Below are 25,705 nucleotides of genomic sequence, written 5' to 3'. Positions count from 1 at the left end.
AATACGGCCCTGGCAATGACCGCGAGTGGCTGTGTGAAAACGGCAAATCAGTCCATGCTCTCAGCGATCCAACAGGGAGGCCGACATGGGCCGATTTGTGGAAGGCGAGGATCGCCGTCAGCGGACGATGTTGCCCGTTTGCCTCGAGGACTACATCCCCGAGGACAATCCGGTCCGGTGTCGTCGATGCCTTCATTGATGAGCTCGACCTTGCCGCTCTCGGGCTCGAACGCGTTCAACCAGCGGCGACCGGTCGTCCGTCCTATCATCCGGCGACGCTTCTGAAGATCTATCTCTACGGCTATCTCAATCGCATCCAGTCGAGCCGAAGGCTGGAGCGCGAGACGGCGCGCAATATCGAGTTGATGTGGCTCACCGGCCGTCTTGTGCCGGACTTCAAGACCATCGCCGATTTTAGAAGAGCGAACGGCACAGCGATCCGTGCGGTCTGCGTACGCTTTATCGTTATCTGCGGGCAGCTGGGTCTCTTCTCGCATGCCGTTGCCGCCATCGGGCGCCAAGTTCAAGGGCGTCAACTCGCGCGACCGCAACTTCACGAAGGGCAAGCTCAAGCGGCGCGTGGAGCAGGTGGAAGCGAGCATCGAGCGCTACCTCGCTTCCTTGGAGGCTGCCGACCTTCAGGAGGGTGAGAGCGCAGAGACAAAAGCCTCGCGCCTGCGGGACAAGATCGCGGCGATGAAGAGCAAGCTTGCTGAACTCAGGCAGCTGGAGGCGGCTGTTCTGCAAGCGCCGAATCAGCAGATATCACTCACCGATCCCGACGCCCGGGCAATGGCTGCCAGCATGCGTGGCGCCGGCGTTGTCGGTTATAACGTGCAAGCGGCGGTCGATACCGAGCACCATCTGATCGTCGCCCATGACGTCACCAACGTCGTGACCGACCGGACGCTGCTTTCTCCCATGGCGCGCTCGGCAAAGGAGGCCATGGCCGTCGAGAAGATCGATGTCCTCGCCGATCGCGGCTACTTCAGCGGGGAGGAGGTTCTCGCCTGCGAGGCGATCGGCGCCACGCCGCACGTGCCCAAGCCGCTCACATCGAATGCGAAGGCAGCGGGCAGGTTCGGCAAGGACGACTTCGTCTATCTTGCCGATCAGAACGCCTATCGCTGCCTGGCAGGCGAGATCCTCTCCTATCGATATACGCGCCTCGAGGAGGGAAGAACGCTCCAGAGCTACTGGACCAACAAATGCGGCACCTGTGCCCTGCTGGCGAAATGCACGACCAGCAAGGAGCGCCGCGTGAATCGCTGGGAGCATGAGGGCATCATCGAAGCGATGCAGAAGCGGCTGGATGCCGGCAACGCCATGACCGTTCGCCGAAGAACAGTCGAGCACACAACTTCGGCACGATCAAAGCGTGGATGGGCTACACGCACTTCCGCGAAAGGCCTTGATCGCGTCAAAGCCGAGATGAGCCTCTGCGTCCTGGCCTACAATATCAAGCGCATGATCGCGATCCTGGGCGTTCACCCGCTCATCGCAGCGATGCGCGGGTGAGGCTGCGGTCCACGACGCACTTCACTCGCGGCGGCATTGGCGCGCAGTGCGGTTCTCACACAGCCACGAGATGAGGCGGACTTTGCCGATGTCTCGACAGGCCGGGCGGCTAAGTGAGCGCTTATGCCCTCGTTTGTGGACTGATTTGTGGACCGGAGGCCGAAAATCGAAAATTATACAATAAAATCAATGGCATTTTGAGGAAGCCCTCTCCACCAACCCCACGTCTGCCAGTGTCGATTGGCGTCGGTAGACGAGAAGAATACCTCAACAAAATCAGTGAAAAGCATCGCTCTGAATGGCCCGGCGCGCGGGTTGGCTATCGATGGTCACGATCGCGCGCTTGGCGCGACCTCTCTGACGCCGTAGATCGCGAACGTTCCGGCGAAGGGCTCCGGCGTAAGGTTAGCAAAGCTTCGCGCTCCCAGCTTAAGCAACGGCTTTGTTTGCGCCGATGTCTTCCGGCACGAAGCACCGAGCGCGGTTGAGATACCCCGGCGACACGGTTTTCGGATCGGCGATCTCCAATGGGGCCATGGAGATCTAGGCTTTCCACTGCCCACGTGAAGCCGTTTGCTCCTCCTCCAGCCCCGACCAAAACAGCGCTTTCAAGCGCTACTGCGCGATTCAGCAGCGCGCGATAGAGGTGAAACAAAATTCCGACAAACGTCACCGGCGACGACCATCAACTTTAGCTGCAAACGAGTTTTGCGATAACTATCGAGCGCCGGCTTGAGAACCGATCTTGCCGTTAGCATCTTGCCTGCCCTACGCTGCGGTCAGCACAGATGCTGGCCAATGACGGCCGGTTTCCAACCTTAACCGTGATCTCGTGCCGAGGAGCAGACAACTGCCTCCATCTGCCCACGGGAGTTTTGGTAAAGACCGAGAAAGAAGCGCTTTTGGCTGAGGAATAGGGGAAAACCTAATGAGGCAGAATCTGCTGCATCCCCGCATCGAGCGCTTGGCGCGGCGGGACCGCAAGATAGCAATCACGGCTATCTTGCTCCTCTGGTTGCTGTATGGTTTCGTATTTCTGCGTTTGCTGCGACTAAGATACGATAGCGATCCCATATTCATTGCGGCCATGGGTTTCGTTGGATGTGCGGTCTTGCTCCTCAATACGGTTGCAATCTATGCCCTGTTGCAGCGTACGAGGACGGACTCGGACAAGGTACGCGTCTACGAACCAGAAATACGCGATGTGGATTGATCTCAAAGGCGCTCAACAAGAACGCCAAGCACGGACCATCTCGACATGAAGAAGCTCGTCCCGGGGGAGAAGGTCTCTCTGCTCCGGATCCTCGGTCCATCCCATGTCTGGGCACTCGGTGTTGGTATTGTGCTTGTCGGCAACTACATGGGCTGGAATTATTCCGTCGGCAAGGGTGGAGCACTCGCGGCGCTGCTCGCGTGCTGGATGGCCGGGTTGCTGTATAGTTGCGTGGCGATTATCGATGCCGAAGTGACGTCGTCGATAGCAGCAGCGGGTGGCCAGTATTCGCAGGCCAAACACATCGTCGGCCCTGCGATGGCGTTCAACAGCGGACTCTACCTCGTCTTTTCCTACACCATGCTCGAAGCTGCAAACGCTATGACGCTTGGCCAGCTGTTGAAAACTGCAGGAATCCTCGCAGGATATCAGGACTGCAGCGCCGAACCGTTCGTGGCACTGACAATTCTCTCACTGGCATGGCTCAATTACCGAGGCGTCTATCTGACCCTCGCGTTCAACCTCGTCCTTACCGCCTTTTCGTTCCTTGCCATCGTTGTATTGTTCATCGTGGCAAGGCCCTGGTCCGATGAGATACTTAAGCACGACCAATTCTTGACGGAACTTCCTTATGGATGGCTCGGCGTCGTCGCGGCCATGCATTTTGGGCTCTGGTACTACCTTGGAATTGAAGGCACGTGCCAGGCCGCAGAAGAAGTTCGCTCGCCTGCGCGAGCGCTCCCTTTGGGTACTCTCATTGGAATTCTCACGCTGTTGTTGGCAGCGACGATGACTTGGTACGTTTGCGTTGGATTAATGCCTTGGCAATATTTGGCCGCATCAACGGCGCCTTTGTTCGATGCTGCCCGGTTGATGAACTCCAATATCCTTGTCGCCTTGATGTTTGTGGGAACCGTGTTTGCGGTTGTGGCATCGGCCAACGGCTGCATCAATGACGCGTCCCGAGTCTGTTTTGCGATGGGACGGGACCGATACATCTCGGAATGGTTGGGTGCGGTTCACCCGCGATATCGTACTCCCAATCGCGCAATCGTGGCTCTGGTGCCCGTTGCTTTGGCTTTCTCGTACTTCGCGCGGCTCGACGAGGTGATCACGTTTTCCATCTTGTCGGGCCTGTTAAGCTACACCTACATGGGGTTCAGTATTGTCATGTTCCGAAGACAATGGCCCCTGGGATCGATAGATCGGGGCTATGTATCGCCGTTACACCCGCTACCGGCGGTGCTCTTGCTCATTCTGTGTGCCGTCGCTTATTTCTCCGTCTTCCTTGGTTACGGCGTGGAGTTGACGTTAGTGATTGCATTCTACACGGTCGCAACGCTTTGGTTTCACTTCCGGCGGTACAAGTACGTGCGGCGCGGCCAGCAATTCTCCATGCCTTGGCCGAAGCCCATTGGCTTTTAGGGTGCCAGCAGCGGTTGTGGGCGGAATTTCTCTAACCTCACCTACGGATTAGCCCAGTGCATATCCTTTTGCTCGAAGATGATGCGGAAACTAGTGAGTTCGTGAGCTCAGGATTGCGCCAAGCCGCGCACACCGTCGATACGATCGATCGAGGGCGTGACGGGCTCATGCAAGCAATGAATGAGGAATACGACATCATTATCGTCGATCGCGGCCTGCCAGATCTGGACGGGCTCTCCGTCACCAAGGCGTTGCGAAACGGCGGCTGCAAGGTGCCGATTCTCTTTCTGACATCGCGTGGCACAATCAACGACCGCGTCGAGGGCCTTGAGCACGGCGGAGACGACTACGTCGTAAAGCCGTTCGCGTTTTCCGAACTGCTTGCACGTATAAATGTTCTTGGGCGCCGAGGCCCAATACGTTCAGAACACGAAACACTTCGATGTGGTGACCTTGAAGTCAATCTCGACTATCGCGTCGTGACACGTGCCGGGGAGCGCATTGAGCTGCATCCGCTCGAGTTCAAACTCCTCGAAGTGCTGATACGCAATAAACGGCGCGTGGTTTTGCGCGCCATGCTTTTGGAGCGGGTGTGGGGGTTCAATTTCGAACCCAAAACAAGCGTTGTGGAGACGCACATTTCGAGATTAAGGGCCAAGATCGACAAGCCCTATCGGTCTCAGCTCATCCATACCGTGCGAGGGAGTGGATACTCACTCTACGAAGAATAGACATGACGTCGGACCAATTCAATTCCGCGATCGGCGCCGCAATTGCATACGTCCTTCTGGCATGCATTGCGGCTGGAACATACGTGGCCTATGAAAGTGGTGTCGTCGGACGTCGCGCTCTTGTCGAGGCCGAGCGGATCGGAGCGAGCATCGCGAGCTACGAAAAGAAAAACGGGTGGGATAAGACCAGGATTGCGCTGCAAAGCCGACCTTATCAGAGCGATGATGTTGTCTTGCAGGTGTTGGACAACAAGGGCCAAAAGATCTGGTCGAACGACGAAGTTCTCTCCGCACTCGAAGGCTCGGAACAGGATAGGTCCGCGGCCCTTTCCCCCATGAACCATGAAAATGCGACCCGCTTTATTTCCGAACATCCGCTGACGAGTGGTCGGCTGATCGTGGGCATGAGTGCCGAAAATGCCGAAGTTCCCGGAAAGCTTGTCTATGCTGTGGGCCTCGCGACAATTGCTGGCGCCTTCGGAGCTTTCATTTTTTTTGCGTTTGCGTCGCACCGTTCGAACACGCGGATCAAAGCCATTTCCTCTGCGCTCGCCGAATTTACATCGGGCGATATCGAGAAGCGTGCGATCTTCGACGGGCCTGTCGATTCTCTCTACGAGCTGGCATATGCGGTAAACGTGTCTCTTGATCGTACTGAGACACTGCTCGACAACTTGAACCACTTGTCCGCCGACATCGCGCATAACCTCAAAAAGCCGTTGCGTAGGCTAAGAAATCGTCTCGAGTCAGCAATTGAAAACGCGGAAATCGCACCGCAATTGAGGGTGCAAGCGGAAGAGGCGGTAAGGGATCTCGATGACCTCGTTACCGTTTTCGAAGCGTTGCTCAACATCAGCGAACTGCAGGCAGGCCGCGCCCGTGAACGCTTCCAGGACGTTGACCTGCGGGGGGTGCTAGCCCACATCGTCGAAACTTACGAGGCCATCGCTGAGGAAAATGGTAAGTGTCTGAAAGCCGTTGTAACGCAAGGGCGGCTACTGCCGGTGCGGGGTGAGCCCGGTCTCATAACCGAGATGATCGTGAATCTGATTGAAAATGCGATCCAACATTGCCCTCCAGGAACCACGATCGGCGTCGCACTAACGCAGTCGACCAACGCAATAACATTGATTGTTTCGGATGATGGCCCTGGCATTCCGGCCAAGGATATCGAGGCGGTCTTTCAGCGCTTCTACCGCCTTGATACGTCCCGCCCGGGACATGGGATAGGCATGCCCTTCGTTGTTGCTGTCGCCGAGTTGCACAGCGCGGTGTTTGAACTCTCCGACAATGAGCCCGGACTCAAGGTCACGGTGAAATTTCCCATTAATCCCCGTAATCTCACCTCGCAATTCGGCCTGCGCATGCGATCAGGCCGAAAGCTAAGTCTGCTCGCGAACCGTTAGCCGGTCGGCAGCCCCCCCTCGAAGATCACAAAAATTGTAAGGTTTCCTCAAGGCGCACGCAAAAAGCGTTCGGCATCTTGCACCCGCCGTGCGCGCAACTTGCCATGCCACGTTTACGAGGAGGCGCCTTGTTTAGGGCCTCCTCGCTTTTAATCGTCTCAAGGCACGACGACCGGCAAAAATTAAATCCGCCGCCAAGGCGGCATAAAAAAAAGTTTGCGCTGGGAGGAGCTTATGGCTCACGCGTCTGCAGACGTCCTTAACCGAAGAGGTTCGTTGTCCGAGCCTCAACAAATTCCCGATGCTACTGTGTTTGCCGCTTCATGGAAGAGCGGCGCGAAGTTGGCGTTATTGGCGACGAGCCTTCTCGTCGGCGCCGAGGTCGGAGTGACGACCGGATCAAATGTCACCGATCCTCAAACGATGTTTGCGCTTTTCGTGCCCTTTGCCGTTGCAGGTGGTCTTCTCTCCACGTGGTCTCCATGTGGTTATTCGAGTATCTGCCTGCTTCGTCCGAATGGGCGGTGGTCGGCGCGTTCCGTTGCGCGCTGGATGCCGACGCTCGCCTCGCACGCGTTGGGCTATTTCCTAGGTGCGCTCGTTATCGGCGGTGTTCTGGGGGTGGTCGGTTACCTTTTCGGTTTGGATCGCGCTCTGCACTACACTTTGCCAGTGTATGCGCTGCTTCTAGTGGCCTACGGGGCGCATCAATTCGGCTTCCTTCGGGTTCCCTATCCTCAGCGCCGTTCGCAGGTTCCGCACGATGCGCGCCAGCGGTTTCCGAAGTGGGTCATCGGCCTGCTCTACGGCTTTTCCTTAGGTCTCAACTACTGCACCTACGTGCAAACGCCGCTGCTGTATGCGGTAACCGCTCTGGCTCTGTTGATTGGTTCGCCCAAGCTCGCGATCGGTCTCTTCCTGGCCTTCAACCTCGGCCGCTTTTTGCCGGTTGCGCTTAATGCGCTGCCGATCAGCGATGTCCGCATAACGTCTTGGCTCGCCCGCAATCAGGAAAATGCCGTCATCGTGGATGGCGCGCTGCTATGCGGCCTGGGCGCGTACCTCGCGGCCTCCCTGTTCTTCTGAATTCACACCACCGTCCGCGGAAGGACTGCGTACTCGGTCCGGACCGCGGCCGCCAAGATAACAAGCCTATCCCGAAATGGCTCCAAGGAGAGAAAGCATGAAGTTGTCCCATCTGAAATGTGGTCTTGCGACATCTGTCTTTGCATTGGTTTCGACGCTACCGGCGCTCGCCGATGGCGGCGGGGCAATCCCAAAGCATGTCGAAAAGGAAATCACCTCGAAGCTCGAGGAGACGCCAGCCATCCTTTCGGCGCCGCCCCCTGATGCACGCCGTGTCTACGTGACCGATCCTGCGGATTTCGCCGTTGCTGGCCGCATTCTGACGATCGATGGCAATAAGGCCAAGCTGTTGGCGACGACCGATACCGGCATCGTGCCTAATCCGGTCGTCGCTTCGGACGGCAAATTCTTCGCGGTTGCGGGCACGGTCTTCTCCCGCGTTTCGCACGGCAAGCGCGACGATTACATCGAAGTCTACGATGCGCAGTCGCATAACGTCATCGCCGACATCGACATTCCCGAAGTCCGGATGCTGGTGAATACCTATCCGTGGATGACGGCGCTGACGCCCGACAACAAGAACATCCTGCTTTATCAGTTCTCGCCAAGCCCGGGCGTGGGTCTCGTCGATCTCGAGGCGAAGAAGTTCGTCAAGATGATGGATGTGCCCGATTGCTATCACGTATTCCCGGTCAGCTCGGACACCTTCTACATGCATTGCCGCGAAGGCCACATGCTGAAGGCGACGTTCGACAAGGACGGCAACATCACGACGACGAAGACCAAGGTCCTCAACCCCGAAGACAAGCACGTCATCAACACTCCGGCGTTTTCGGAAAAGGCGAAGCGGCTCGTCTGGCCCACTTACGACGGAACGATCTACCAAGTTGATTTCACGGGTGGCGACGCAAAATTCCTCGATTCCTTCGAGGCATTCACGGCCGATGAGAAGGCTGAGGGCTGGGCTCAGGGCGGTTGGGTGACGGTCGCCTACCATCGTCCGAGTGACCAGATCTATCTCCTCGCCGATCAGCGCGCAAAGTGGACGCACAAGTATTCCAGCCGTTTCGTGTTCGTCTACGACGCGAAAACCGGCAAGCGCCTGAACAAGATCGCGCTGGATCACGAGATCAACTCGATCGCCGTCAGCTCCGATGACAACCCGCAGCTTTACGGCATCTCATCACACGACCGCACGCTCTACATTTACGACGCGAAAACGGGGAAGCAGACCTCCAAGGTCGGAGAGCTCGGCCAGGTCCCGCTTATCGTGACCACGACTGACTGAGGAGATGAGGCAGATGTTGGGTAGCATGTTGCCAGTCTTGGAGCTGTTCCTCCGCATTCTGCTGGCGATCATCTTTGCAGGCGCGGCGGTGTCGAAGCTTCGAAATATCGGCGAGTTTCACGGGGTGGTGCGGAATTTCAAACTGCTTCCTGAAGCGTTGGACGGAATCTTCGCATCGTCGTTGCCCTGGGTCGAGTTGGCAATCGCTGGCTTCCTGCTCGTCGGCAGCGGCCTGCATCGCTACGCCGGCGCGGCCGCAGGGCTTCTGCTGTTCGTCTTCGCCATTGCCATGGCCGTGAATATCGTTCGCGGCCGCCGAGAGATCGATTGCGGATGCTTCCGCGATGGATTGCGCCAGGAGCTGAGTTGGCTCCTGGTTGCTCGGAATGTCGTTCTGGCCGCGGCAGCGTTGTTTGTCGCGAGTCAGGAGGCGCCGGCGACGATGGCCTTCGCCAACGTGGCGTTGGCTTCAGCTGCCGCTGCGATTTCAATCGTCCTCTATTTCTCCGCCGTCCAGCTTCAGGCGCTGCGCCAGAAGGCCTGAGCCGAAGCTTGAGACAACAAAGGGATCAGTGAAATGACCGAAATGATGAGTAATGTACTTCTAGCTTCTTCTCTGCTGCAGTGGGCCCTGATTGGCGCATTTGGCATTGTCCTTCTCGGACTCGTCCGGCAAGTCGGCCTGCTGCATGAACGTTCCGCTCCCCTCGGCGCGATGGTGGCGGACCACGGACCGGGAGTCGGCGATAAGGCGCCGAACTTCAGCATCATCGATGTGAAGGGCAATCGGCTTCAAATCGGCGGTGCCAACAAGGCAGATGCCGAGACACTCCTGATGTTCACCTCGCCCACTTGCCCGGTTTGCGACAAGCTCTTGCCGATCATCAAGTCGCTCGCGCGAGCCGAAAAGATCGACGTGATGCTCGTGAGCGATGGCGCCGAGGAGGACCACAAGGCGTTCCTCTCGAAGCATAAGCTCGATGGCTTGCCCTACGTGATCTCGAGCGAGATCGGCATGCGCTTCCAAATCGGCAAGGTGCCATACGGCGTGCTGATCAGCGAAGACGGGGTCATCAAGGCGAAGGGGCTCTGCAATACGCGCGAGCACATCGAAAGCCTCCTCGAAGCGAGCCGCACCGGACACGCATCGTTGCAGCAATACATGGCTGACCGCACGCAAACCCCAGCTTCTGCGTCCGCCTCGCCGCTAAATGCCTAACGGAACGCGAAGCAAAAATAGTTTAGGAAGGAAACAGAACGATGGCATCAAAAAGCAAATTTGACGATCTCGTCGAGCAATTCTCCCGTCACGTCGCCGGACACACCAGCCGTCGCGGGTTCATTGGCAGAATTGGCACAGCACTCGCCGGTGCCGCCATGGTCCCGTTGCTACCAGTGGATCGTTCGGGACGCGTAAGCCGTGCCTATGCAGGTTCGGGCACGCGCGAAGGCTGGAAACCGCAGAATACCGACGCTCAGGCGTGCGATTACTGGCGCCACTGTTCGCTCGACGGTTACATCTGCGATTGCGCAGGCGGTTCGCTGACGGAATGCCCTCCGGGTACCAAGCTGTCGCCGAGCTCGTGGGTCGCAAGCTGCTTCAACCCGACCGACAAGCAGAGCTACCTGATCGCTTATCGCGACTGCTGCGGCAAGAACATCGCGCTGCGGTGCGCCTGCCTCAACACTGAGGGCGAGCTTCCGGTCTACCGTCCCGAGTTCAGCAACGACATCATCTGGTGCTACGGCGCTGAAGATAACGCGATGACCTACCACTGCACGATCTCACCGATCGTCGGTAAGGCCGGCTGACAAGCCGCATGAAAGCCGGCACGCAGCCGGCTTTCATTCGCCGTCCCTATTGGAGATTTCAATGCGCAAGTCTGTTGTTTTGTTAGCGATGATGGCGGCCGCTTTCGTGCCCTCTCTCGCGTTCGCTGCTGACGTCGACGTTCTGGAGGGCGCACCGCCGGCGGACGCCAAGGTCGTCAACGTGACGATCAAGGGTATGAAATATGATCCGGCCAACCTCGAAATCGCACCGGGTACGATCGTGACCTGGAAGAACGTCGACGCCATTCCCCACAACGTACGCCTTCCGGCTCCGGTTGACGTCGTTGGCAACATGCTGCGCGCCGGGCAGACGATGTCGCTGAAGTTCAATGCACCTGGCGACTATTCGTATACGTGCTCGCCGCATCCGTTCATGAAGGGAACGGTTGTCGTCAAGTAACGCGCGTACGACCGGAATCGAAATTCGCAGGCTCATCTGTTTGCCCGAAAGGACGCGTGACGATGTGGATCCCTTACAATTGGATGGCGTCGCTTCGTGCCGAGTCTCCCCCGGAAGCGGTTTCCGCTTCCGAGGCGGCGCACGAATTGCGGAATTTCGTGGTCGGATTTTTCGTCCGTTCGACAGGCGCGCGCGCTTGGGAGACGGATTTTCTGGCGAGTTCCTCGCCTACAGTTGACCAGTGGGTGGGTGAACGCCGCGTGACAATCCAATTTTCATCTTCTCAAAATGGGAAGATGAACGAGATTGTCTACAATATGCTGGCATCCGGATCGAAAGACGCGCTCGGCATCGCCTATGGGGCTGTTCAGGACTTCATCGACGATGTTTGCCTCGCCCACGGACGAAGCATTGAAGTCATCGGGTGGCGGGTCGCCGACGTTGAGCATGGGGCACGCTGGCGAAGCGTTCCCTTTTTGCCGAGTGCGCTCTCAGCGATCGAGCCGATGCGTGACGTGGCTCCGGAATTTCAATCGTTCATTCGTCTCTATCGGGAAGCGCGTTGTGCGTCATCGCCCATGTGGCGGTTAGTGTGCGCTGGCGCAGCTCTCGCGGGCCTGCTGCAAGGGGACGCGTCCGGCGAACGCAGCAGGAATCCGATATCCGTCGAGATGCTCGTTCGCAGCGGTGCCTACAGTTTTTACCCGCAATTCGTCGATGCGGACGCCGGCACCTTGTCGGCCTGGGTCGAGCCGAGGCGGCAAGCGGTGCTTGCGGATTTGGGCGGCGCCGCCACCACAGATCAAATCGAGGTCAGCCTCACGGCGCGCCGGGAGATTGAAAGCGATGCAAAACTTGCGGCGCTTGCCAACCTCACCGATCTGGTTGCGCGCGAAGTGCTGCTGAGCGCCATGAAGGGTAAGGAAATGTCGTCCGAGGACATCGAGCTGGAGGCGGTTTATCCGTCCTAAGCTATGAACATTTTCAAACAAAACCCATCATTCGTGGCGCTTGCAGCGGCGACGCTCGCTGTCGGGTTTGCTGCGGTGTGTGTAGAAGAGACGTTTTCTGCGCGGCCGTTGTCGGCGGCAACGGCGTACGAAGACTCGTTGGCGAAGCTCAAGGCAAAATACGTTCGTCCGGACGCGCCGGCATTTCCCGAAACCAATCCGTATTCCGAAGCAAAGGCAAAGCTCGGAAAGGATCTATTTTTCGATCCTCGGCTGTCGAGCACGGGGAGCGTATCGTGCGCATCATGTCACAATCCAGCATTCCGCTGGTCGGACGGACTCGCGAAAGGCCGCGGCGTTACCGGGCAGGAGCTGCCGAGACGTTCTCCCTCAATCGTGAATTCGGCGTGGCTTACGACGCTGATGTGGGACGGCCGAGCCGACACGCTTGAGCAACAGGCGGCGCTTCCTATGACGGCGGAACACGAAATGGGGATGACCCCTGACGCCATCGTCGAACGCGTTAAATCGATCTCTGGATATCGCCCGCTGTTCGAAAGTGCCTTTCCGGCGAAAGACATCGACTTCGCATCGATCACGGCTGCAATCGCAACCTATGAACGAACACTAATTTCAAATGAAGCACCATTTGATCATTGGATTGCCGGCAACGAAGGGGCGATCACGGCTGAGGCCAAGCGCGGCTTCGCGCTATTCAACGGTGCAGCGGGGTGCAGCAAGTGTCATGGAGGCTGGCGTTTCACCGATGACAGCTTCCATGACATCGGATTGAAATCGGCGGACATCGGACGAGGACAGTTTGCTCCACCAAGCGTGGTCGGCATGCAGCATGCCTTCAAGACGCCATCTCTCAGAGACTTGAACATTCATGGGCCCTACATGCACGATGGCTCCATGACGTCTCTTGTCGACGTTATCCGGCACTATGAAAACGGCGGAGAGAAGCGCCCGAGCTTATCGACGGACATGAAGCAATTTACGTTGACCCAACAGGAGCGGACGGAGCTTGAAGCCTTCGTTAAGACGCTCTCTGCGTCGCCTCTCACGACGGAACTTCCGGTGCTGCCATGAAGCTTTTTTCGATGACGTTTTTTTCAATGACCGGTGTGTTGCTTGCTCTCAGCTTGATGCTCGGAGCCACGGCCGCGCATGCCCGCGAATACACAGTTGTGATCCATCATCTCGAATTGGAGCAGCTGCCCGAGAAGCCTCAGGTCGGAGATGTGCTGACGTTTTCGAACGAAGCTGAAATGGCTCACAACATCTACATTGTCTATGACGATGGTTCGATGGACAACCTTGATACTCAGGTGCCGGGTACCAAGAAATCCGTGACGCTGCGCAAGGCGGGAGCGGCGACGGTTCGCTGCTGGATCCATCCGATCATCAAGCGGGAAATGACGATCGCTCCGCCTACAGGAGCCGACAAAAAATAGCGAGGCGCGTTCCGAGAAGGGCGCGATAGGGGCATGGCTGATCGGATAAGTCGCAGGGATCTGCTGCTAACAGCTGCCAAGTCGGCGGGCGTCACCTGTATTGCCGCCGTTACGCTCAACGAGTTCACGCAACAGGCAAAGGCCACTGCCGCGAAGGCGCTTCGTCCCCCAGGCGCAATCCATGAAGACGCATTTCTAAGTGCTTGCGTGCGTTGCGGCCTTTGCGTTCGAGCCTGCCCCTACGACACGTTGCGACTTGCGACATGGGGTGAGGAGGCGGCCCTCGGAACACCCTTCTTCGTTGCCCGCGAAACACCATGCTTTATGTGCGAGGACGTGCCGTGTGCGAAAGCCTGTCCGACAGGCGCGCTCGATGCCGACATCGCAAACATCCGCGAGGCCGACATGGGTGTCGCTGTTCTCGTCGATCACGAGACATGCCTCAACTACAAGGGCATGCTTTGCAGTATTTGCTATCGCTCGTGTCCGATACGCGAAGAGGCGATCACGCTCGAGAAGCAGATCATCGATGGCAAACCGATGATGATCCCGACTGTCCACTCCAACAAATGCACCGGGTGTGGGACGTGCGAAAAGCAATGCGTGCTTGAGGAAGCTGCCATACGCGTTCTGCCGAGGCCGCTGGGCCTTGGGAAGGCCGGACGAAATAAGGCCGGGCGTCCGACTACGGGGCACGGGGTTCTAAAGGTGGAGCCCTCGACATGATGAGCGCGCGCCGCCCAATTCTTTGGCTGACTTCCGATGGGCGAAAGTATGCAGCCGAACGGCGCGGTTGGCTATTCGCGCACCGCTATTGGATGGCGCGGCGTGCCTCACAGATTTTGCTACTTGCGCTCTTTGCGCTTGGACCGTGGACGGGAATTTGGATCGCACGCGGCAACTTCGCATCCAGCCAGATCCTCGGCGTCGTTCCCCTGAGCGATCCCTTTATTTTTTTACAGTCGCTGGTCGCCGGCCATAAGCCCTATCAGTTGGCGTTTCTCGGGGCAGGGATCATCGCAACCCTCTATTGGCTCGTGGGTGGCCGCGTCTATTGCAGTTGGGTCTGTCCGGTCAATGTCGTTACTGATGCGGCGTACTGGCTGCGCGACAAGGTCGGGCTCACGCGGGATCGCAAACTGGATAAGCGAACGCGCGTTCTGATCATGCTTGCAGCGCTGATGGCGTCCTTCTTGTCCGGCACAATCGCCTGGGAGTTCGTTAACCCGGTCAGCATTTTGCAACGGGCCTTTATCTTTGGCATCGGCGCGGGATGGGGTATCATCGCCGTGATCTTTGCTTTGGACCTGTTTGTTACCCGGAGAGGGTGGTGCAGCCATCTTTGTCCTGTCGGCGCGTTTTATGGTGTCATTGGATCGCAAAGTGTCGTGCGGATCAGCGCGAGCAAACGGGAGGCGTGTACCGATTGCGGCGCATGTTTCCGGGTGTGCCCCGAACCGCATGTCATTACCCCGGCCCTAAAGGGTACTGGGACACACCTCATCGTATCTGGCGATTGCACGAATTGCGCGTCATGCATCGATGCCTGTTATGTAGATGTCTTTGATTTCCGTACCCGACTGAGCAAAATTGATAGCGGCCAAGATGTGCTAAGCAGTGAAGGACATCGAGAGCCAAAACTGAAAAACTCCAGACCGGTCTGAGAACAGGTACCAAGCGTGTCCGACAATCACGTTCCTCCAAAGCAATCCGGCGCAGGTCAGCTCGTCGATGGCCTATTCCTCGTCGCCTTGATGCTTAGCATTCTTATTGCTCCACACATCTTTGGTCTGAGCCTTGCTCACCGTCTCAACAAGAATGTATCCGGGCCGAGCTGGCATGAGATGGGCCAAACGCCTGCAGTGGCGCAATCTTGGGAGAAGCTCGGATATACTCCCCAATCCGCGCAGGAGTTGATCGGCAAACATATCGACTACACATTCAACATTGGCATGCTCTCGATAGCGGTGCTCACAGTTGCGGCCTATTTTGCGCTGCTCTTGTATGTGTCACGCGTCGAGTATCGCGACGTCATTGCCGAACACTTCGACCGTCAGGACAATTGACGTCACGGCGATCGAGGTGATCCAGCGAGATCGCAACTTCATAATTTGGGAAAATTTTATGGGCCTGAGTCTACAACATTTGCTAATCGCAGCGGTCGTTGCAATTCTGTTCTTGGGCAAGGGCACAATTTCAGATTTGCTGGGTGAGATCGGCCAAGGTGTCAAACGGTTCAAGGACGGCCTGCGCGAGGATAAAGACAGTTAGCACAACGTAACCATCACAATTTAATGCCCTGTCGGTAAGCTGTGATGGCTGCGTGTTGTCGAAGCGTAGTAGCGCGAGAAGACTTCAAATTCTTTATCATGCATGTGGGTCGCATTTTCGGCTGTTTAAGCGAGCAAAAGCCAGAACGGCGGGTAAGTTTTGAACTGGAAGAATTTCGACGGAAGGCTTTCCGAGCCCGTAAAGAGCCCTGAGATAGTCGCGCGTTTGTTTCTGAATTTCTTCCATAAGGTCAGGGCAACTCTTCGATCAACTGGGGTGCTAATCCTCCCAGGTCCCGGAGGAGGGGGCACGCGCTCGGAATCGCCTATTGCGCAGGAAGGTTTGCGAGCGATCACACCGGCGTCCGCTTAAATGGAATTTTGCAAAAATATTGCCGTCGATGCGACCGCTCACGCCGAACATTTAGATCGTCAGTCATCGAACAATTTGATCTCGGTCAAGATTTCAGAGGTTCTTAAAGCCCAGCCCTCGCAAACGTGGCGCATACGGATTGGCATTATGACGCACAGCGACGATTGATACAAAATTGTGACCTGATGGGTGCGCGCTGACGCGTTTCGCTATCGGGGGTTTGCTATTGTCGCTGCTGGAATTACCCGGCGGATAGCGCGGGCACTTACAGCGGCTCGGGCCGACGAGCGGCGCATTGGCTTTGCTGCAGCGATGATGCGAGTGGAGGTGTCGTTCGGACGGCTCCCAATGGCTGGACCGAAATGGCATCGATGACATTATTGTCGATATATACTGGGGTCAGAAGGAGATACTTCAAACCGCAGTTCGAGGCCCCCGAGCGGAGTCATTCAAATCGGTCCCCTAGCGGGCGGCTCCGACTTCTTCGCTGCGGCGGATTTGGAACGAGCCGCCCTTAGGCGGCGGTAGGCGCCCGGGTCGCCGACATCGGCTGTGGACACGGTGCCTCCACCATTCTAATGGCGCAGGCGTTCCCCAACTCGAGCTTCATCGGCCTGGACTATCACGACGAGTCGATTGCGACCGCGCGCAAGCGCGCCGCTGAGCAGGGCGTGATCGGCAACATCGCGTTCGAGGTCAAGGCTGCGACTGATTTCGACGGCCACGACTTCGACCTCATCTGCTTCATGGACTGCCTGCACGATCTCGGCGATCCGGTCGGCGCGCTCGCGCGCTGCCGCAAGGCGCTCAAGCCCGACGGCAAGGTTCTGCTGGTAGAGCCCTATGCCGGCGACCGGCTGGAGGAGAACCTGAACCCGATCGGCCGCATGTACTACGCCGCGTCGGCCATGGCGTGCACGCCGAACTCGCTGTCGCAGGAGGTCGGGCTCGGCCTCGGTGCGCAGGCAGGCGAAGAACGCCTGCGCGAGGTGGCGCGGGAAGCCGGGTTTTCCAACCTGCGGCGTGCCGCACAGACGCCGGTCAACCTGATCCTCGAACTGACCCGCTAAGCGGCGACGGTCGGTGGCAACACAAATCGAGCGCGTATCCCTCGGCCTCGACGCGAGTGCGCCAAACGCTCGCGTCCCACCTTGGTGGGACGTCTTATGACCGCCATTCGCTTGGCGACCGCCCAGAAAACCTCTTGAAGGCGCGACTGAATGCAGCCTCGGAATCGTAGCCGACTTCTTGAGCCACAGCGGCGACCTTGACGCCTTTCTCGCTCAGGCGCTTCGCCGCAAGCTGCATTCGCCATCGGGTGAGATACTGGATCGGTGGATAGCCCATCAGGTATGTAAATCGGCTCGCCAGTCCCGAGCGCGAGGCGCCGGACTCGGCAGCGAGTTCTTCGAGTGTCCACGATCGCGCCGGCTGGCCATGCAACAGGGCAATGGCGCGCCCCACTAAGGGATCACGCAACGCGGAGAGCCAACCTGTATTTTCAGTGCTGAGTTCATCCATATAGCTTCGGATCGCATCGATAAACACGAGTTCCGACAGCTTGTTCAGAACGCTCTGAGCGCCAGCTCGCTTGTCGCGCATCTCGGCCGAAGCTGACCGGATAAACTGTTCCAGGAGCCCATCCGTTGCCGATGATGTGCCGCGGCTGATACGCATAAAGCGCGGCAATGCCTCCAGGAGTGGATTGAATGGCCTGACATCACAGGCGAAAAAACCGCAGATCAGGTGCGCATCGCTTGCGCCTTCGTTCCCGGTTTTGAGCTGGAACGGTAAGGCACTGTCGTCGTTCGGTCGGCGGTGCACCTTCAAATCCGGCTCCGCACGCATTCCCGGTGCGCTCGACACGACGTGCGGCTCTCCATGCGGAATAACCGCGATATCCCCTTCGCGCAATTGGACAGGCTCGAACGGTGCGCCACCGACGATGGAGATCCAGCAAGAACCGCGGGTGACCAAGTGATATTCGATCGCGTGCTGGGCGCCCGGCATCACTGCATCCGCGATCTCTGCCGAAGGCGGCGCCTCCGCCACCCATGGCGATGTCGCGGTAACGTCGAAAAACACCGAACCCGTTAGCCGGACGGCCGACAAAACTTCCGATAGCACATCGGCCGCCATGGCCTGGGGCCTCGAAATTGCTGGTGAAATTAAGAAGCAAGGGGGCGCCAAGTGTGGGCCGCAGGCCGGACCATAGCAACTTTCGACTTGCGAGCAAGAACTCCGGTAAAGCAGTCATTCGATCGGCGCACGGGCGGCAGTAGGTGACTTACACCTCAAGGCCGAACGCGCCTGCGGACGGCCTCCTGTGATTACCTGAATTGCTATGGAGATGACATGACCACAATTATCGACTGTCGCCCGCCCACAGCCGCGCCGGACCTGAAGACGGTCAAGGCTAAGCAACAAGTGGCTTGGTCGTCTGGCGATTATGCCGTCGTAGGCTCGACGATTCAGATCGTCGGTGAACAACTGGCGGAAGCGATGGATTTGCGTGCGGGGCAAAAGGTGCTCGACGTCGCTGCCGGCAACGGCAATTTCACGCTCGCCGCTGCCCGCCGTTGGTGCGACGTTACATCGACCGACTACGTCCAAACGCTATTGGACCGTGGACGTCGGCGGGCCGATGCTGACGGTCTTTCTGTAACCTTCCAGAAGGCGGACGCTGAGGACCTTCCTTTTGCTGACGGATCCTTCGATGCGGTCGCTTCGACCTTCGGCGGCATGTTCAGCCCGGATCAGAGCCGTACCGCAAGTGAAATGCTGCGGGTGTGCCGCTCTGGCGGGCGCATCGGTCTCGCCAACTGGACACCGGATGGCTTCATCGGTCAGATGTTCAAGACGATCGGCAAACATCTGCCTCCTCCGACGGGCGTCAAATCGCCTGCCGTTTGGGGCACAGATGAGTGGATCGATAATGCATTTGGCGCTGAAGCATCCTCGATGCTTGCCAAGCCGTGCAATTACGTATTCCGCTACCGCTCAGCGCAGCATTTCCTCGATGTGTTTCGCCAGTACTACGGTCCAATGCTCAAAGCGTTCGAAGCGCTGGATGAGCGCGGCCGCGCGGCGCTGGCCGGTGACATCCTAGATCTGATCGGCCGGTTTAATCGATCAGGGGATACGACGATGGTGGTTCCCAGTGAATATCTCGAAGTCGTTGTAACGCGACGGTGAAACCGGAGCGATCCAAACATGAGAGCGAGATCGGGGAGCTGGCTCGCTCTCAGCACCTTTGCGAGGACAGAAAAGAGAGTCGTAACGGTAGGATACTCCACATGCTCGAACTAAGGCCCTCATGCGAACACTGCAATGCGCCTCTACCTCCCAACTCGATGGAAGCGCGGATTTGTTCGTACGAATGTACCTTCTGCGCGGCCTGCGTCGACTCGGTGCTTGCAAATGTTTGTCCGAATTGCGGAGGCGGCTTTACACCAAGGCCTGTTCGTCCGGCCAGGAACTGGGTCAACGATAATTTCCTCGGCAGTGATCCGGCAAGCAGCAAAGTCAAGCATCGGCCCGTAGATCTCGCTACTCACAGTCATTTGGCTGCAGCGCTAAAACGAATTCTGCCGCAAGATCGTTGAGCTAGGAGGCGACATGGCCCACGGCTTCGCGTCCACGCCTGCTCCGCCATACTACGCCGTCATATTCACATCAAAGCGAACAGACAGCGACCGTGACTACGAGACAATGGCGCAGCAGATGTTTCGCCTCGCACTGACTTTTGCCACCAGTTGTGCGCGCTGAAGAGATTGCCTTCCGCCCAATCGCTGCTGCGTTCGGACATAGTGTTAGGCATTCGGCGGATTGATGTCGATCGAAGACGCATGGACAGAAATCATTTACCTCAAGTTCTCCCTCGTACCCGGCACAATCCGAATGAATCAAGGGTTGGATGTCAGGAAAATAGGATGTATCGTAGGTGATATTTTTGCGCCTGAACGCCCGAGAGTGAATCTCAAACGGTGAATTTCTTCCTCCCGCTCGAGAGTAGAAGAAAGGGCAGCCATGACACGCGACCCACGCCCGGCAGAAGACGCTCTTCAGGATCCCGCTGATCCGATTGCGCAAGCTGATCTCGATCGGGTGCTGCAGATTGTACCGCGTGGCGCAGCAGCACTTGCCGGAATTTCCCTCGCATTTCTCGTCCTCGCCTGGCTCGCCGTTTACTTCGGGATATTCCTGCCGCGTGGTCCGATCCGCTGAAAGGCAGGCATTTCATGGACGAGCACGAGCTACTGAAGACCGAACTTAGATGGGGCGCGGTTGTGGCCGCTGCCGTCGCTTTGATCGTTGCAGTGATCATCGTCTCGAGCGTGATGTTGTCCTTGCATCCGCCAAGCAATGTCGAAATTATCGACCCAACAGCCCTGAACGTATCGCCAGAGTTCAACGAAAGTAATCTAGGCAGTCGGGAAAGCCCGGATGGGTCGATCATCGTCCGGATTATTGCAACACAGTTCGCCTTCGTTCCGCGCTGCTTGGCAGTTGCAGTTGGCCGACCGGTTACTCTTCGAGTGACAAGCCCCGACGTTATTCACGGGTTCATCATTGCTGGCACGAATGTCAACACGATGGTTGTGCCGGGTTACGTTTCCGAAGTGCACACGGTTTTCTCACATGCGGGCGATCATCTCATGCCGTGCCACGAATATTGCGGCCTTGGCCACAGTGAGATGGTCAGCACCGTGCATGTCGTGCCGGCGACCGATTGGCAGCCCGACGCAGAGGGGAGGATGAGCTGTGCCTCATCAAAGTGACCGTCTCGTACTTGCTCATATCAGCGTAGCATTCGCAGGTTTTGCCGTCGCTGCGGTGATGGGAGCAGGGCAAATGCTGCTGCGCAGCCCGCTTAGAGCTCCGTACGAAAGCGCTGAAGCTTATTTCATCTCGGTTACCGCCCATGGCACGTTGATGGCGTACGTGCTGCCAACCCTATTTACCATGGGCTTCGGTTATTTCGTCGCCGTCACCACACTCGACCGGCCATTACCAAGCAATAGGGCGGCTTGGGCCGGATTCTGGATTGCCGTAATTGGCGTCGTGATGTCTGCCGTACCGATCTTTCTCGGCAAGGCAAGCGTTCTCTACACGTTTTATCCGCCTCTTGTCGGCAGCGTCTTCTACTACGTCGGCTTGCTTCTGATTGTCATCGGATCATGGGTATGGGTCGCCCTGATGATACTCGCGATGACAGGCTGGAAGCGCGACCATCCAGGCGAGCCGGTTCCGCTCGCGATGTTCGCGACCGTCGCAAATGCGATGCTCTGGTTATGGACGACAGCCGGCGTCGGGACCGAACTGGTATTCCAGATCATTCCGGCTGCGCTCGGCTGGACCGACACTATTGACGTTGGCCTTTCGCGCACGCTGTTTTCCTGGACGCTGCATGCCATCGTCTATTTTTGGCTGATCCCAGCCTATATCGCATTTTATACAATCGCACCGCGAGCGGCAGGAGGTTTGCTCTACAGCGATACGATGGGTAGAATTAGCTTCATCTTGTTTCTGCTCTACTCGTTGCCTGTTGGCATGCATCACCTGTTCATGGACCCCGAGCACGGGCAAGGTTTCAAATTCCTGCAAATGATGCTGACGGCACTGGTTACAGTGCCGACGCTGCTTACCATCTTCACGGTCAGCGCCTCCATGGAGATTGCCGGAAGGCTGCGAGGGGGAACTGGTATTTTTGGCTGGATACCGGCGCTCCCCTGGGAAAAGCCGATGATGCTTGCGACCGGCTTGAGCGCCATCATGCTCGGTTTTGGTGGCTTCGGCGGCCTCGTCAATATGTCGTACGGCATGAATGCGATGGTCCACAACACGTCCTTTGTAACGGCGCATTTTCATCTGATCTTCGGTGGCTCGGTGGTGATCATGTATTTTGCTATTACCTATGAGATTTGGCCGAAGCTGCTCGGTCGCCTACCAATAGCAGTCTGGCCGATGCGCCTGCAGCTTTGGCTATGGTTCGTCGGCATCATTGTGACGACGTTTCCGTGGCATGCACTCGGTCTCTTTGGTCAACCGCGACGAGTCGCGAGCTTTGACTATTCGAATCCTGCAATAGCCTTTTGGGGTCCCTGGACGCTTGTCTCGACCGTCGGAGGTGCGATCATGCTGGCGGGCGCACTTCTTTTCATTTGGAACATTGCTACGCTCTTCCGGGGATCGCGTCTCGTCGACCGCCGAATGGTTTATGCTTCGGCCGTCCATCCGCCCATCAGAGTGCCAAAGGCGCTCAACGGCTTCGCCATGTGGAATGGGGTTGTGGCATTCTTGATGCTGGCTGCTTATGGCTACCCTATCGCGCAATTCTTCATCCTTGATACGAAGCCGGCGTTGGTGCACCGCGTGGACCGAGGAGAATGATATGGCTGAGGATCGCCCTCCTGTTCCCGCAGGCCAAGCTGCGATTGATCGCCGTTGGCGGATTTGGTCCACCACCGCTATCTTCACTTTCGTTTTTGTAAGTGTTGGACTTGGTTTCCTATTGGTGCCCCAAAGCGACGCGCCAGGGCTAAGCTCCTTTGCCGTTATCTGCCGTTCTATCGGCATCCCAGGTTACGGAAGAGGAGTGTCGACGCCGAGCGTGCGCAAGGCGGACGTTTCGGGTTCGAAAGTGACATGGGGTGGCGAAACGCTCCATCAGCTTGCGACCGCCGATCTCCAGAAGGGAGCAAAAACCGCCACCGATGTCTGTGCGGGATGCCACGGAGAAAATGGAATCGCCATCGATCCGAATTATCCGAACCTGGCCAACCAACCCGCCCCCGCTCTGTTGAAGCAGTTGGAGGATTTCAAGAATGGCAACCGAAAGTCAGGCCAGGCCGGAATTATGATTCCGAATGCGGAGGCGCTTGAGCCGCAACAGATGGCTGACGTAGCCGCTTATTATGCTTCGCGCCAGCCGCCGGACAGGATCGCGGCCGTGGCCGGTGTTCCCGCAGAGATTGTCAATCTCGTAACTGACGGCGATCCCGCTCGGGCAATACCGCCTTGCGACTCGTGTCACGGTGCGAGCCGCAGTGGCCCTGAAGGAACGCCAGTATTGCTCGGTCAATCCAGCAGCTATCTGGAGCAGCAGCTAAGCGCATTCGCGACCCGTGAACGCAATAACGATCTCTTCGAGCGTATGCGCACGATTGCGCATCAGCTTACTCCCGATGAGATGCATCAGCTTGCGGTCTATTATGCAGGAGTGCCGCGGGCGAACGGGAGTTGATGGAAAATGCGGTGCGTAACAGCACCTTGTCCTTCTAAAGTAAGTGGTCCGCGCAAAAGATCAAGAAACTCATCTTTGCACACCTTCCGTTATGCCATGATGGCGTGCGAACGTCGGTTATGGGAGCATTGCTGCGCTATGCCTGCAGACCCAACAAGACTGCTGTTCTTGATCCGCGAGATTGAGCAGACGCCTCAAGAGTCCCTTAAGTTGCTAGATCGTCGGATTTTATTGCGCATTCGCGAAATGCTTTTGGTTCATAAACAGCAGGTTGACAAAGCGTTAGCGCGGCTATTGTTCATCGATGAGCGGCAGCTGCACTAACGCTGGAACCTATTATCGAACAGGCCGTAGTCACTGGCCCCGCGTGTTATGCGCGACCGCCTTGACGTAGCGGTCGGGTGATTTTTAGTCGCCCGCAAACCCGCCGAGCCATCCATACTACTAAAAGCCCGTGAATCTTTGGACGATGCGCGCGAGGATACCATGAAATCGCATCCGACCTTCGGACGCGATAAGGCAGATGCACTCTAGTCCTTCTGCGGCAACGGGTGTGTGCTCGACGCCTTCGTCCACCTCGACGACATCTCCCACCGCGTAACTTCCGAATTCGTCAGTGAACGCACCCTGTAGCACCAGGGTCATCTCAGAGCCCGAATGCCCGTGATCCGGAATCGCCAGGCCAGGAGAAATTTTAATAAGCCTCAGCGACGCGTCCGAATGATCTGAAAGTGGAAGAGGATATTGCCAAATTCCGGGGGCGACCCGTCTCCATTTGACGTCCTCGAGCCGAGGTCCGACAAACTTTTGCAGAGGCCCTGGAACATTGCTTTTAATTGCAGCGATCGGCTTGGGTCGCGACCTTTCAGGCTTTGGAGACGGCGTTTCCAAAACGAGGGCTTCCGGGGGCATGTCTTCAAGAAGGGTTGCGCCGACAGAATCCAGAATGGAAAGTTCTTTTTGGCAGCGTGGGCACATGGACATGTGACACGCCATGACCGCGGCGGCCGCTTCTGGCATGCTGCCGGCAGCACAACTGAACAAGTTTTCCGGCGCTGGGTGTGATTTGATCGTCATTCGTCCGGTTCCCCAACCGCGCCACGAAGTTTCAGGTAGGCTAACCGAATTCTTGATTTCACTGTTCCGACAGGCAAGCCGAGTCGGTCGGCAATCGCGCGATGCGGCAAACCGTCGATAAAAGATAAAACCACGACCTCCCGTTGCTCCTGGGGGAGCTCATCGAGAGCTCTCTTTACAATCAAGTGTTGCTGGTCACGCGAAACGATCTCATCAGGAGACATTTCTGCGCTTGCCTCATTCTCAAATTGGTCAGGTAACTCGACCCATATTTTCTCCTTACGTAAGCGATCGATCCTTAGATTACGTGCGATCGTAAAAATCCAAGTGGCCACACTGCCTTTAGCCTCAGAATAGAGGCCAGCTTTGCGCCAAACGCTCAACATCGTTTCTTGCGCCAGTTCCTCCGCTGTCGCAGGGTCCGCTCCTTGCCGCATCATGAAAGCTTTTACGATGGGCCCGAATTTCTCGAAAAGCGCGCGATACGCTTGAGCGTCTTTTCGAGCGGCGATCTGTTCCAGCTTCTCAAAGTCTGACATTCTGTTTCAATCTTGAGAGATCGGCCGTCTCGCAACTTAAGACTTGGTTGCGCCGCCTACACCGACACCGCATATCAGCTTTTTTTCGTCCTGGTAATCCAAACGGCACCACCAACAGCACCAGCGAGCCGCGACGAAAAGAAATCGCGAAGAACCCATTTGGTGAACTGATTATACAGTCTCTGGGGCGGCGCTTCCTTTGGCTACCGTGATCCGAACGCCCTGCCACCGCGTACAACATCACAGTCCGCCCTTCAGTTTGGGCGGATGCACCACCGTCAACTTGCGGGACCTATCTTGCCACGGTCCCGCATTTTTGACGGGCGTTCGAGCGGAAAGGCATTCCAGATCATTTTGCTCGAATAAAAATCGTTATGGGATGTGATCCTGCGAACGATCAAGCACGTAAGGGCGAGATAAAGGGAGCACGCCCATGTTTGCGATCTTTGTATCCGCCTGCCTTGTCCGCGATCCCAACGTCTGTCGCGAGTTCAAAATCCAAATTGATGCGGACGTGAGTTCGATGGCCTGCATGGTTCAGGCGCCTTTACAATTCGGCTCTTGGGCCCAAGAGCACCCAGGCTGGCAAATCTCGCGTTGGCGATGCGGCTCTGCCAGCGAAAACAAAATCTAACTGGATCGCGGTGCGAGCCAGAGCCCGCTCGGCTTCAGGCGCTCGCGATCTGAAAGAACCCGTTGTGACGTGTTCAATCACCAACCTGTGCCTATGATCCAGTTGGTGCCGAACATCGTAGCTTGACTGGATTGCAGTAAGAGTATTTGGCGCGACGTGCGGGTATGCGATGCTTTCGATAAAAGTCCTCTTGGCCATTGCGTTCTTATTGCTTCCTAATCTCTGTGCGGGCGACGGATCCGCCCTCGCGGAGACCCCC

The 25,705-nt window shown here is 57.2% G+C and carries 27 protein-coding genes and 2 pseudogenes; 25 read left to right on the top strand and 4 right to left on the bottom strand.

The genetic code is table 11. The annotated features are described in order from the left end of the window. Positions 1-95 precede the first annotated feature (95 nt). Both G359_RS20940 and G359_RS12350 read left to right on the top strand, forming a co-directional pair. Positions 96-389, top strand: a pseudogene (locus tag G359_RS20940) (transposase); the annotation flags it as partial. Positions 390-495: 106 nt separating this feature from the next. Continuing rightward, complete coding sequence (locus G359_RS12350) at positions 496-1,518, top strand: transposase (RefSeq protein WP_245280014.1); 1,023 nt, start codon at positions 496-498, stop codon at positions 1,516-1,518. Positions 1,519-1,947: 429 nt separating this feature from the next. Here the strand turns inward: G359_RS12350 and G359_RS20935 are convergent, their stop codons facing one another. Further along, a complete protein-coding gene (locus G359_RS20935; protein WP_245280013.1) occupies positions 1,948-2,055 on the bottom strand; it encodes a ThiF family adenylyltransferase in 108 nt (35 codons plus the stop codon). Positions 2,056-2,446: 391 nt separating this feature from the next. Between G359_RS20935 and G359_RS12345 the strand changes: the two genes are divergently transcribed. The 17 genes and pseudogenes from G359_RS12345 to G359_RS12265 form a co-directional block, all read left to right on the top strand. Beyond that, the gene (locus G359_RS12345) at positions 2,447-2,731 is read left to right on the top strand and encodes a hypothetical protein (protein ID WP_045836373.1); all 285 of its coding nucleotides are present in this window, start codon (positions 2,447-2,449) and stop codon (positions 2,729-2,731) included. 45 nt (positions 2,732-2,776) lie between these two features. Then, positions 2,777-4,156, top strand: a complete 1,380-nt coding sequence (locus tag G359_RS12340; protein WP_045836372.1) for an APC family permease — start codon at positions 2,777-2,779, stop codon at positions 4,154-4,156. 56 nt (positions 4,157-4,212) lie between these two features. Further along, positions 4,213-4,887 (top strand): response regulator transcription factor, encoded by a 675-nt coding sequence (locus tag G359_RS12335; protein WP_045836371.1) that lies wholly within the window; start codon positions 4,213-4,215, stop codon positions 4,885-4,887. 2 nt (positions 4,888-4,889) lie between these two features. Next, positions 4,890-6,293, top strand: a complete 1,404-nt coding sequence (locus G359_RS19715; RefSeq protein ID WP_052699348.1) for a sensor histidine kinase — start codon at positions 4,890-4,892, stop codon at positions 6,291-6,293. A gap of 276 nt (positions 6,294-6,569) precedes the next feature. Beyond that, complete coding sequence (locus G359_RS12325) at positions 6,570-7,379, top strand: cytochrome c biogenesis protein CcdA (protein WP_305809681.1); 810 nt, start codon at positions 6,570-6,572, stop codon at positions 7,377-7,379. A gap of 97 nt (positions 7,380-7,476) precedes the next feature. Further along, entirely contained in the window at positions 7,477-8,667 is a 1,191-nt protein-coding gene (mauB, locus tag G359_RS12320) for a methylamine dehydrogenase (amicyanin) large subunit (protein WP_045836369.1), read from the top strand. A gap of 13 nt (positions 8,668-8,680) precedes the next feature. Continuing rightward, the gene (locus tag G359_RS12315) at positions 8,681-9,211 is read left to right on the top strand and encodes a MauE/DoxX family redox-associated membrane protein (protein WP_052699347.1); all 531 of its coding nucleotides are present in this window, start codon (positions 8,681-8,683) and stop codon (positions 9,209-9,211) included. Positions 9,212-9,253: 42 nt separating this feature from the next. After that, positions 9,254-9,886, top strand: a complete 633-nt coding sequence (gene mauD / locus G359_RS12310) for a methylamine dehydrogenase accessory protein MauD (RefSeq protein ID WP_045837962.1) — start codon at positions 9,254-9,256, stop codon at positions 9,884-9,886. Between the two features lie 41 nt (positions 9,887-9,927). Beyond that, positions 9,928-10,479 (top strand): methylamine dehydrogenase (amicyanin) small subunit, encoded by a 552-nt coding sequence (gene mauA / locus G359_RS12305; RefSeq protein WP_045836367.1) that lies wholly within the window; start codon positions 9,928-9,930, stop codon positions 10,477-10,479. A 61-nt stretch (positions 10,480-10,540) separates the two neighbouring features. Next, positions 10,541-10,900: a plastocyanin/azurin family copper-binding protein gene (locus G359_RS12300; protein WP_082072919.1), complete on the top strand. Its 360-nt coding sequence runs from the start codon at positions 10,541-10,543 to the stop codon at positions 10,898-10,900. Positions 10,901-10,956: 56 nt separating this feature from the next. Next, a complete protein-coding gene (locus tag G359_RS12295; protein ID WP_156150751.1) occupies positions 10,957-11,871 on the top strand; it encodes a methylamine utilization protein MauJ in 915 nt (304 codons plus the stop codon). Positions 11,872-11,874: 3 nt separating this feature from the next. After that, positions 11,875-12,942, top strand: a complete 1,068-nt coding sequence (locus G359_RS12290) for a cytochrome c peroxidase (RefSeq protein ID WP_082072918.1) — start codon at positions 11,875-11,877, stop codon at positions 12,940-12,942. 11 nt (positions 12,943-12,953) lie between these two features. Continuing rightward, positions 12,954-13,307: a cupredoxin domain-containing protein gene (locus G359_RS12285; RefSeq protein WP_052699502.1), complete on the top strand. Its 354-nt coding sequence runs from the start codon at positions 12,954-12,956 to the stop codon at positions 13,305-13,307. Positions 13,308-13,340: 33 nt separating this feature from the next. After that, positions 13,341-14,033 carry a ferredoxin-type protein NapG gene (gene napG, locus G359_RS12280; protein ID WP_045836364.1) on the top strand — a complete coding sequence of 231 codons (693 nt, stop codon included), beginning with the start codon at positions 13,341-13,343 and terminating at the stop codon, positions 14,031-14,033. Beyond that, positions 14,030-14,971, top strand: coding sequence for a quinol dehydrogenase ferredoxin subunit NapH (gene napH / locus G359_RS12275; RefSeq protein ID WP_245280012.1), 942 nt, complete (start codon positions 14,030-14,032; stop codon positions 14,969-14,971). Before napG ends, napH begins: the two co-directional genes overlap by 4 nt. 15 nt (positions 14,972-14,986) lie before the next feature. Continuing rightward, positions 14,987-15,373, top strand: a complete 387-nt coding sequence (locus G359_RS12270; protein ID WP_045836363.1) for a hypothetical protein — start codon at positions 14,987-14,989, stop codon at positions 15,371-15,373. Between the two features lie 1,104 nt (positions 15,374-16,477). After that, positions 16,478-17,020 (top strand): annotated as a pseudogene (locus tag G359_RS12265) (class I SAM-dependent methyltransferase); the annotation flags it as partial. A 94-nt stretch (positions 17,021-17,114) separates the two neighbouring features. Here the strand turns inward: G359_RS12265 and G359_RS12260 are convergent. Further along, positions 17,115-18,089 (bottom strand): AraC family transcriptional regulator, encoded by a 975-nt coding sequence (locus G359_RS12260; RefSeq protein WP_045836362.1) that lies wholly within the window; start codon positions 18,087-18,089, stop codon positions 17,115-17,117. A 216-nt stretch (positions 18,090-18,305) separates the two neighbouring features. Here G359_RS12260 and G359_RS12255 point away from each other — a divergent pair, with 216 nt between their 5' ends. From G359_RS12255 to G359_RS12235, 6 genes are all read left to right on the top strand, one after another. Next, complete coding sequence (locus G359_RS12255; protein WP_045836361.1) at positions 18,306-19,145, top strand: class I SAM-dependent methyltransferase; 840 nt, start codon at positions 18,306-18,308, stop codon at positions 19,143-19,145. 101 nt (positions 19,146-19,246) lie between these two features. Then, complete coding sequence (locus G359_RS20035; protein ID WP_082073088.1) at positions 19,247-19,555, top strand: DUF1272 domain-containing protein; 309 nt, start codon at positions 19,247-19,249, stop codon at positions 19,553-19,555. A gap of 424 nt (positions 19,556-19,979) precedes the next feature. After that, the gene (locus tag G359_RS12250; protein WP_045836360.1) at positions 19,980-20,177 is read left to right on the top strand and encodes a hypothetical protein; all 198 of its coding nucleotides are present in this window, start codon (positions 19,980-19,982) and stop codon (positions 20,175-20,177) included. 14 nt (positions 20,178-20,191) lie between these two features. Beyond that, the gene (locus tag G359_RS12245) at positions 20,192-20,731 is read left to right on the top strand and encodes a cupredoxin domain-containing protein (RefSeq protein ID WP_045836359.1); all 540 of its coding nucleotides are present in this window, start codon (positions 20,192-20,194) and stop codon (positions 20,729-20,731) included. Further along, complete coding sequence (locus G359_RS12240; RefSeq protein ID WP_045836358.1) at positions 20,715-22,343, top strand: cbb3-type cytochrome c oxidase subunit I; 1,629 nt, start codon at positions 20,715-20,717, stop codon at positions 22,341-22,343. The genes G359_RS12245 and G359_RS12240 overlap by 17 nt, the downstream gene beginning before the upstream one ends. A 205-nt stretch (positions 22,344-22,548) precedes the next feature. Continuing rightward, positions 22,549-23,196 carry a c-type cytochrome gene (locus G359_RS12235; protein WP_052699345.1) on the top strand — a complete coding sequence of 216 codons (648 nt, stop codon included), beginning with the start codon at positions 22,549-22,551 and terminating at the stop codon, positions 23,194-23,196. Between the two features lie 444 nt (positions 23,197-23,640). Here the strand turns inward: G359_RS12235 and G359_RS12225 are convergent, their stop codons facing one another. Both G359_RS12225 and G359_RS12220 read right to left on the bottom strand, forming a co-directional pair. After that, positions 23,641-24,273 (bottom strand): ChrR family anti-sigma-E factor, encoded by a 633-nt coding sequence (locus G359_RS12225; protein WP_045836356.1) that lies wholly within the window; start codon positions 24,271-24,273, stop codon positions 23,641-23,643. Continuing rightward, on the bottom strand, positions 24,270-24,812 hold the full coding sequence (locus G359_RS12220) for a sigma-70 family RNA polymerase sigma factor (RefSeq protein WP_045836355.1): 543 nt from the start codon (positions 24,810-24,812) through the stop codon (positions 24,270-24,272). Before G359_RS12220 ends, G359_RS12225 begins: the two co-directional genes overlap by 4 nt. Between the last annotated feature and the right edge of the window lie 893 nt (positions 24,813-25,705).

The organism is Hyphomicrobium sp. 99, from assembly GCF_000384335.2.
Classification (GTDB): Bacteria; Pseudomonadota; Alphaproteobacteria; order Rhizobiales; family Hyphomicrobiaceae; genus Hyphomicrobium_B.
This window is presented reverse-complemented; position numbering and strand designations above follow the sequence as displayed.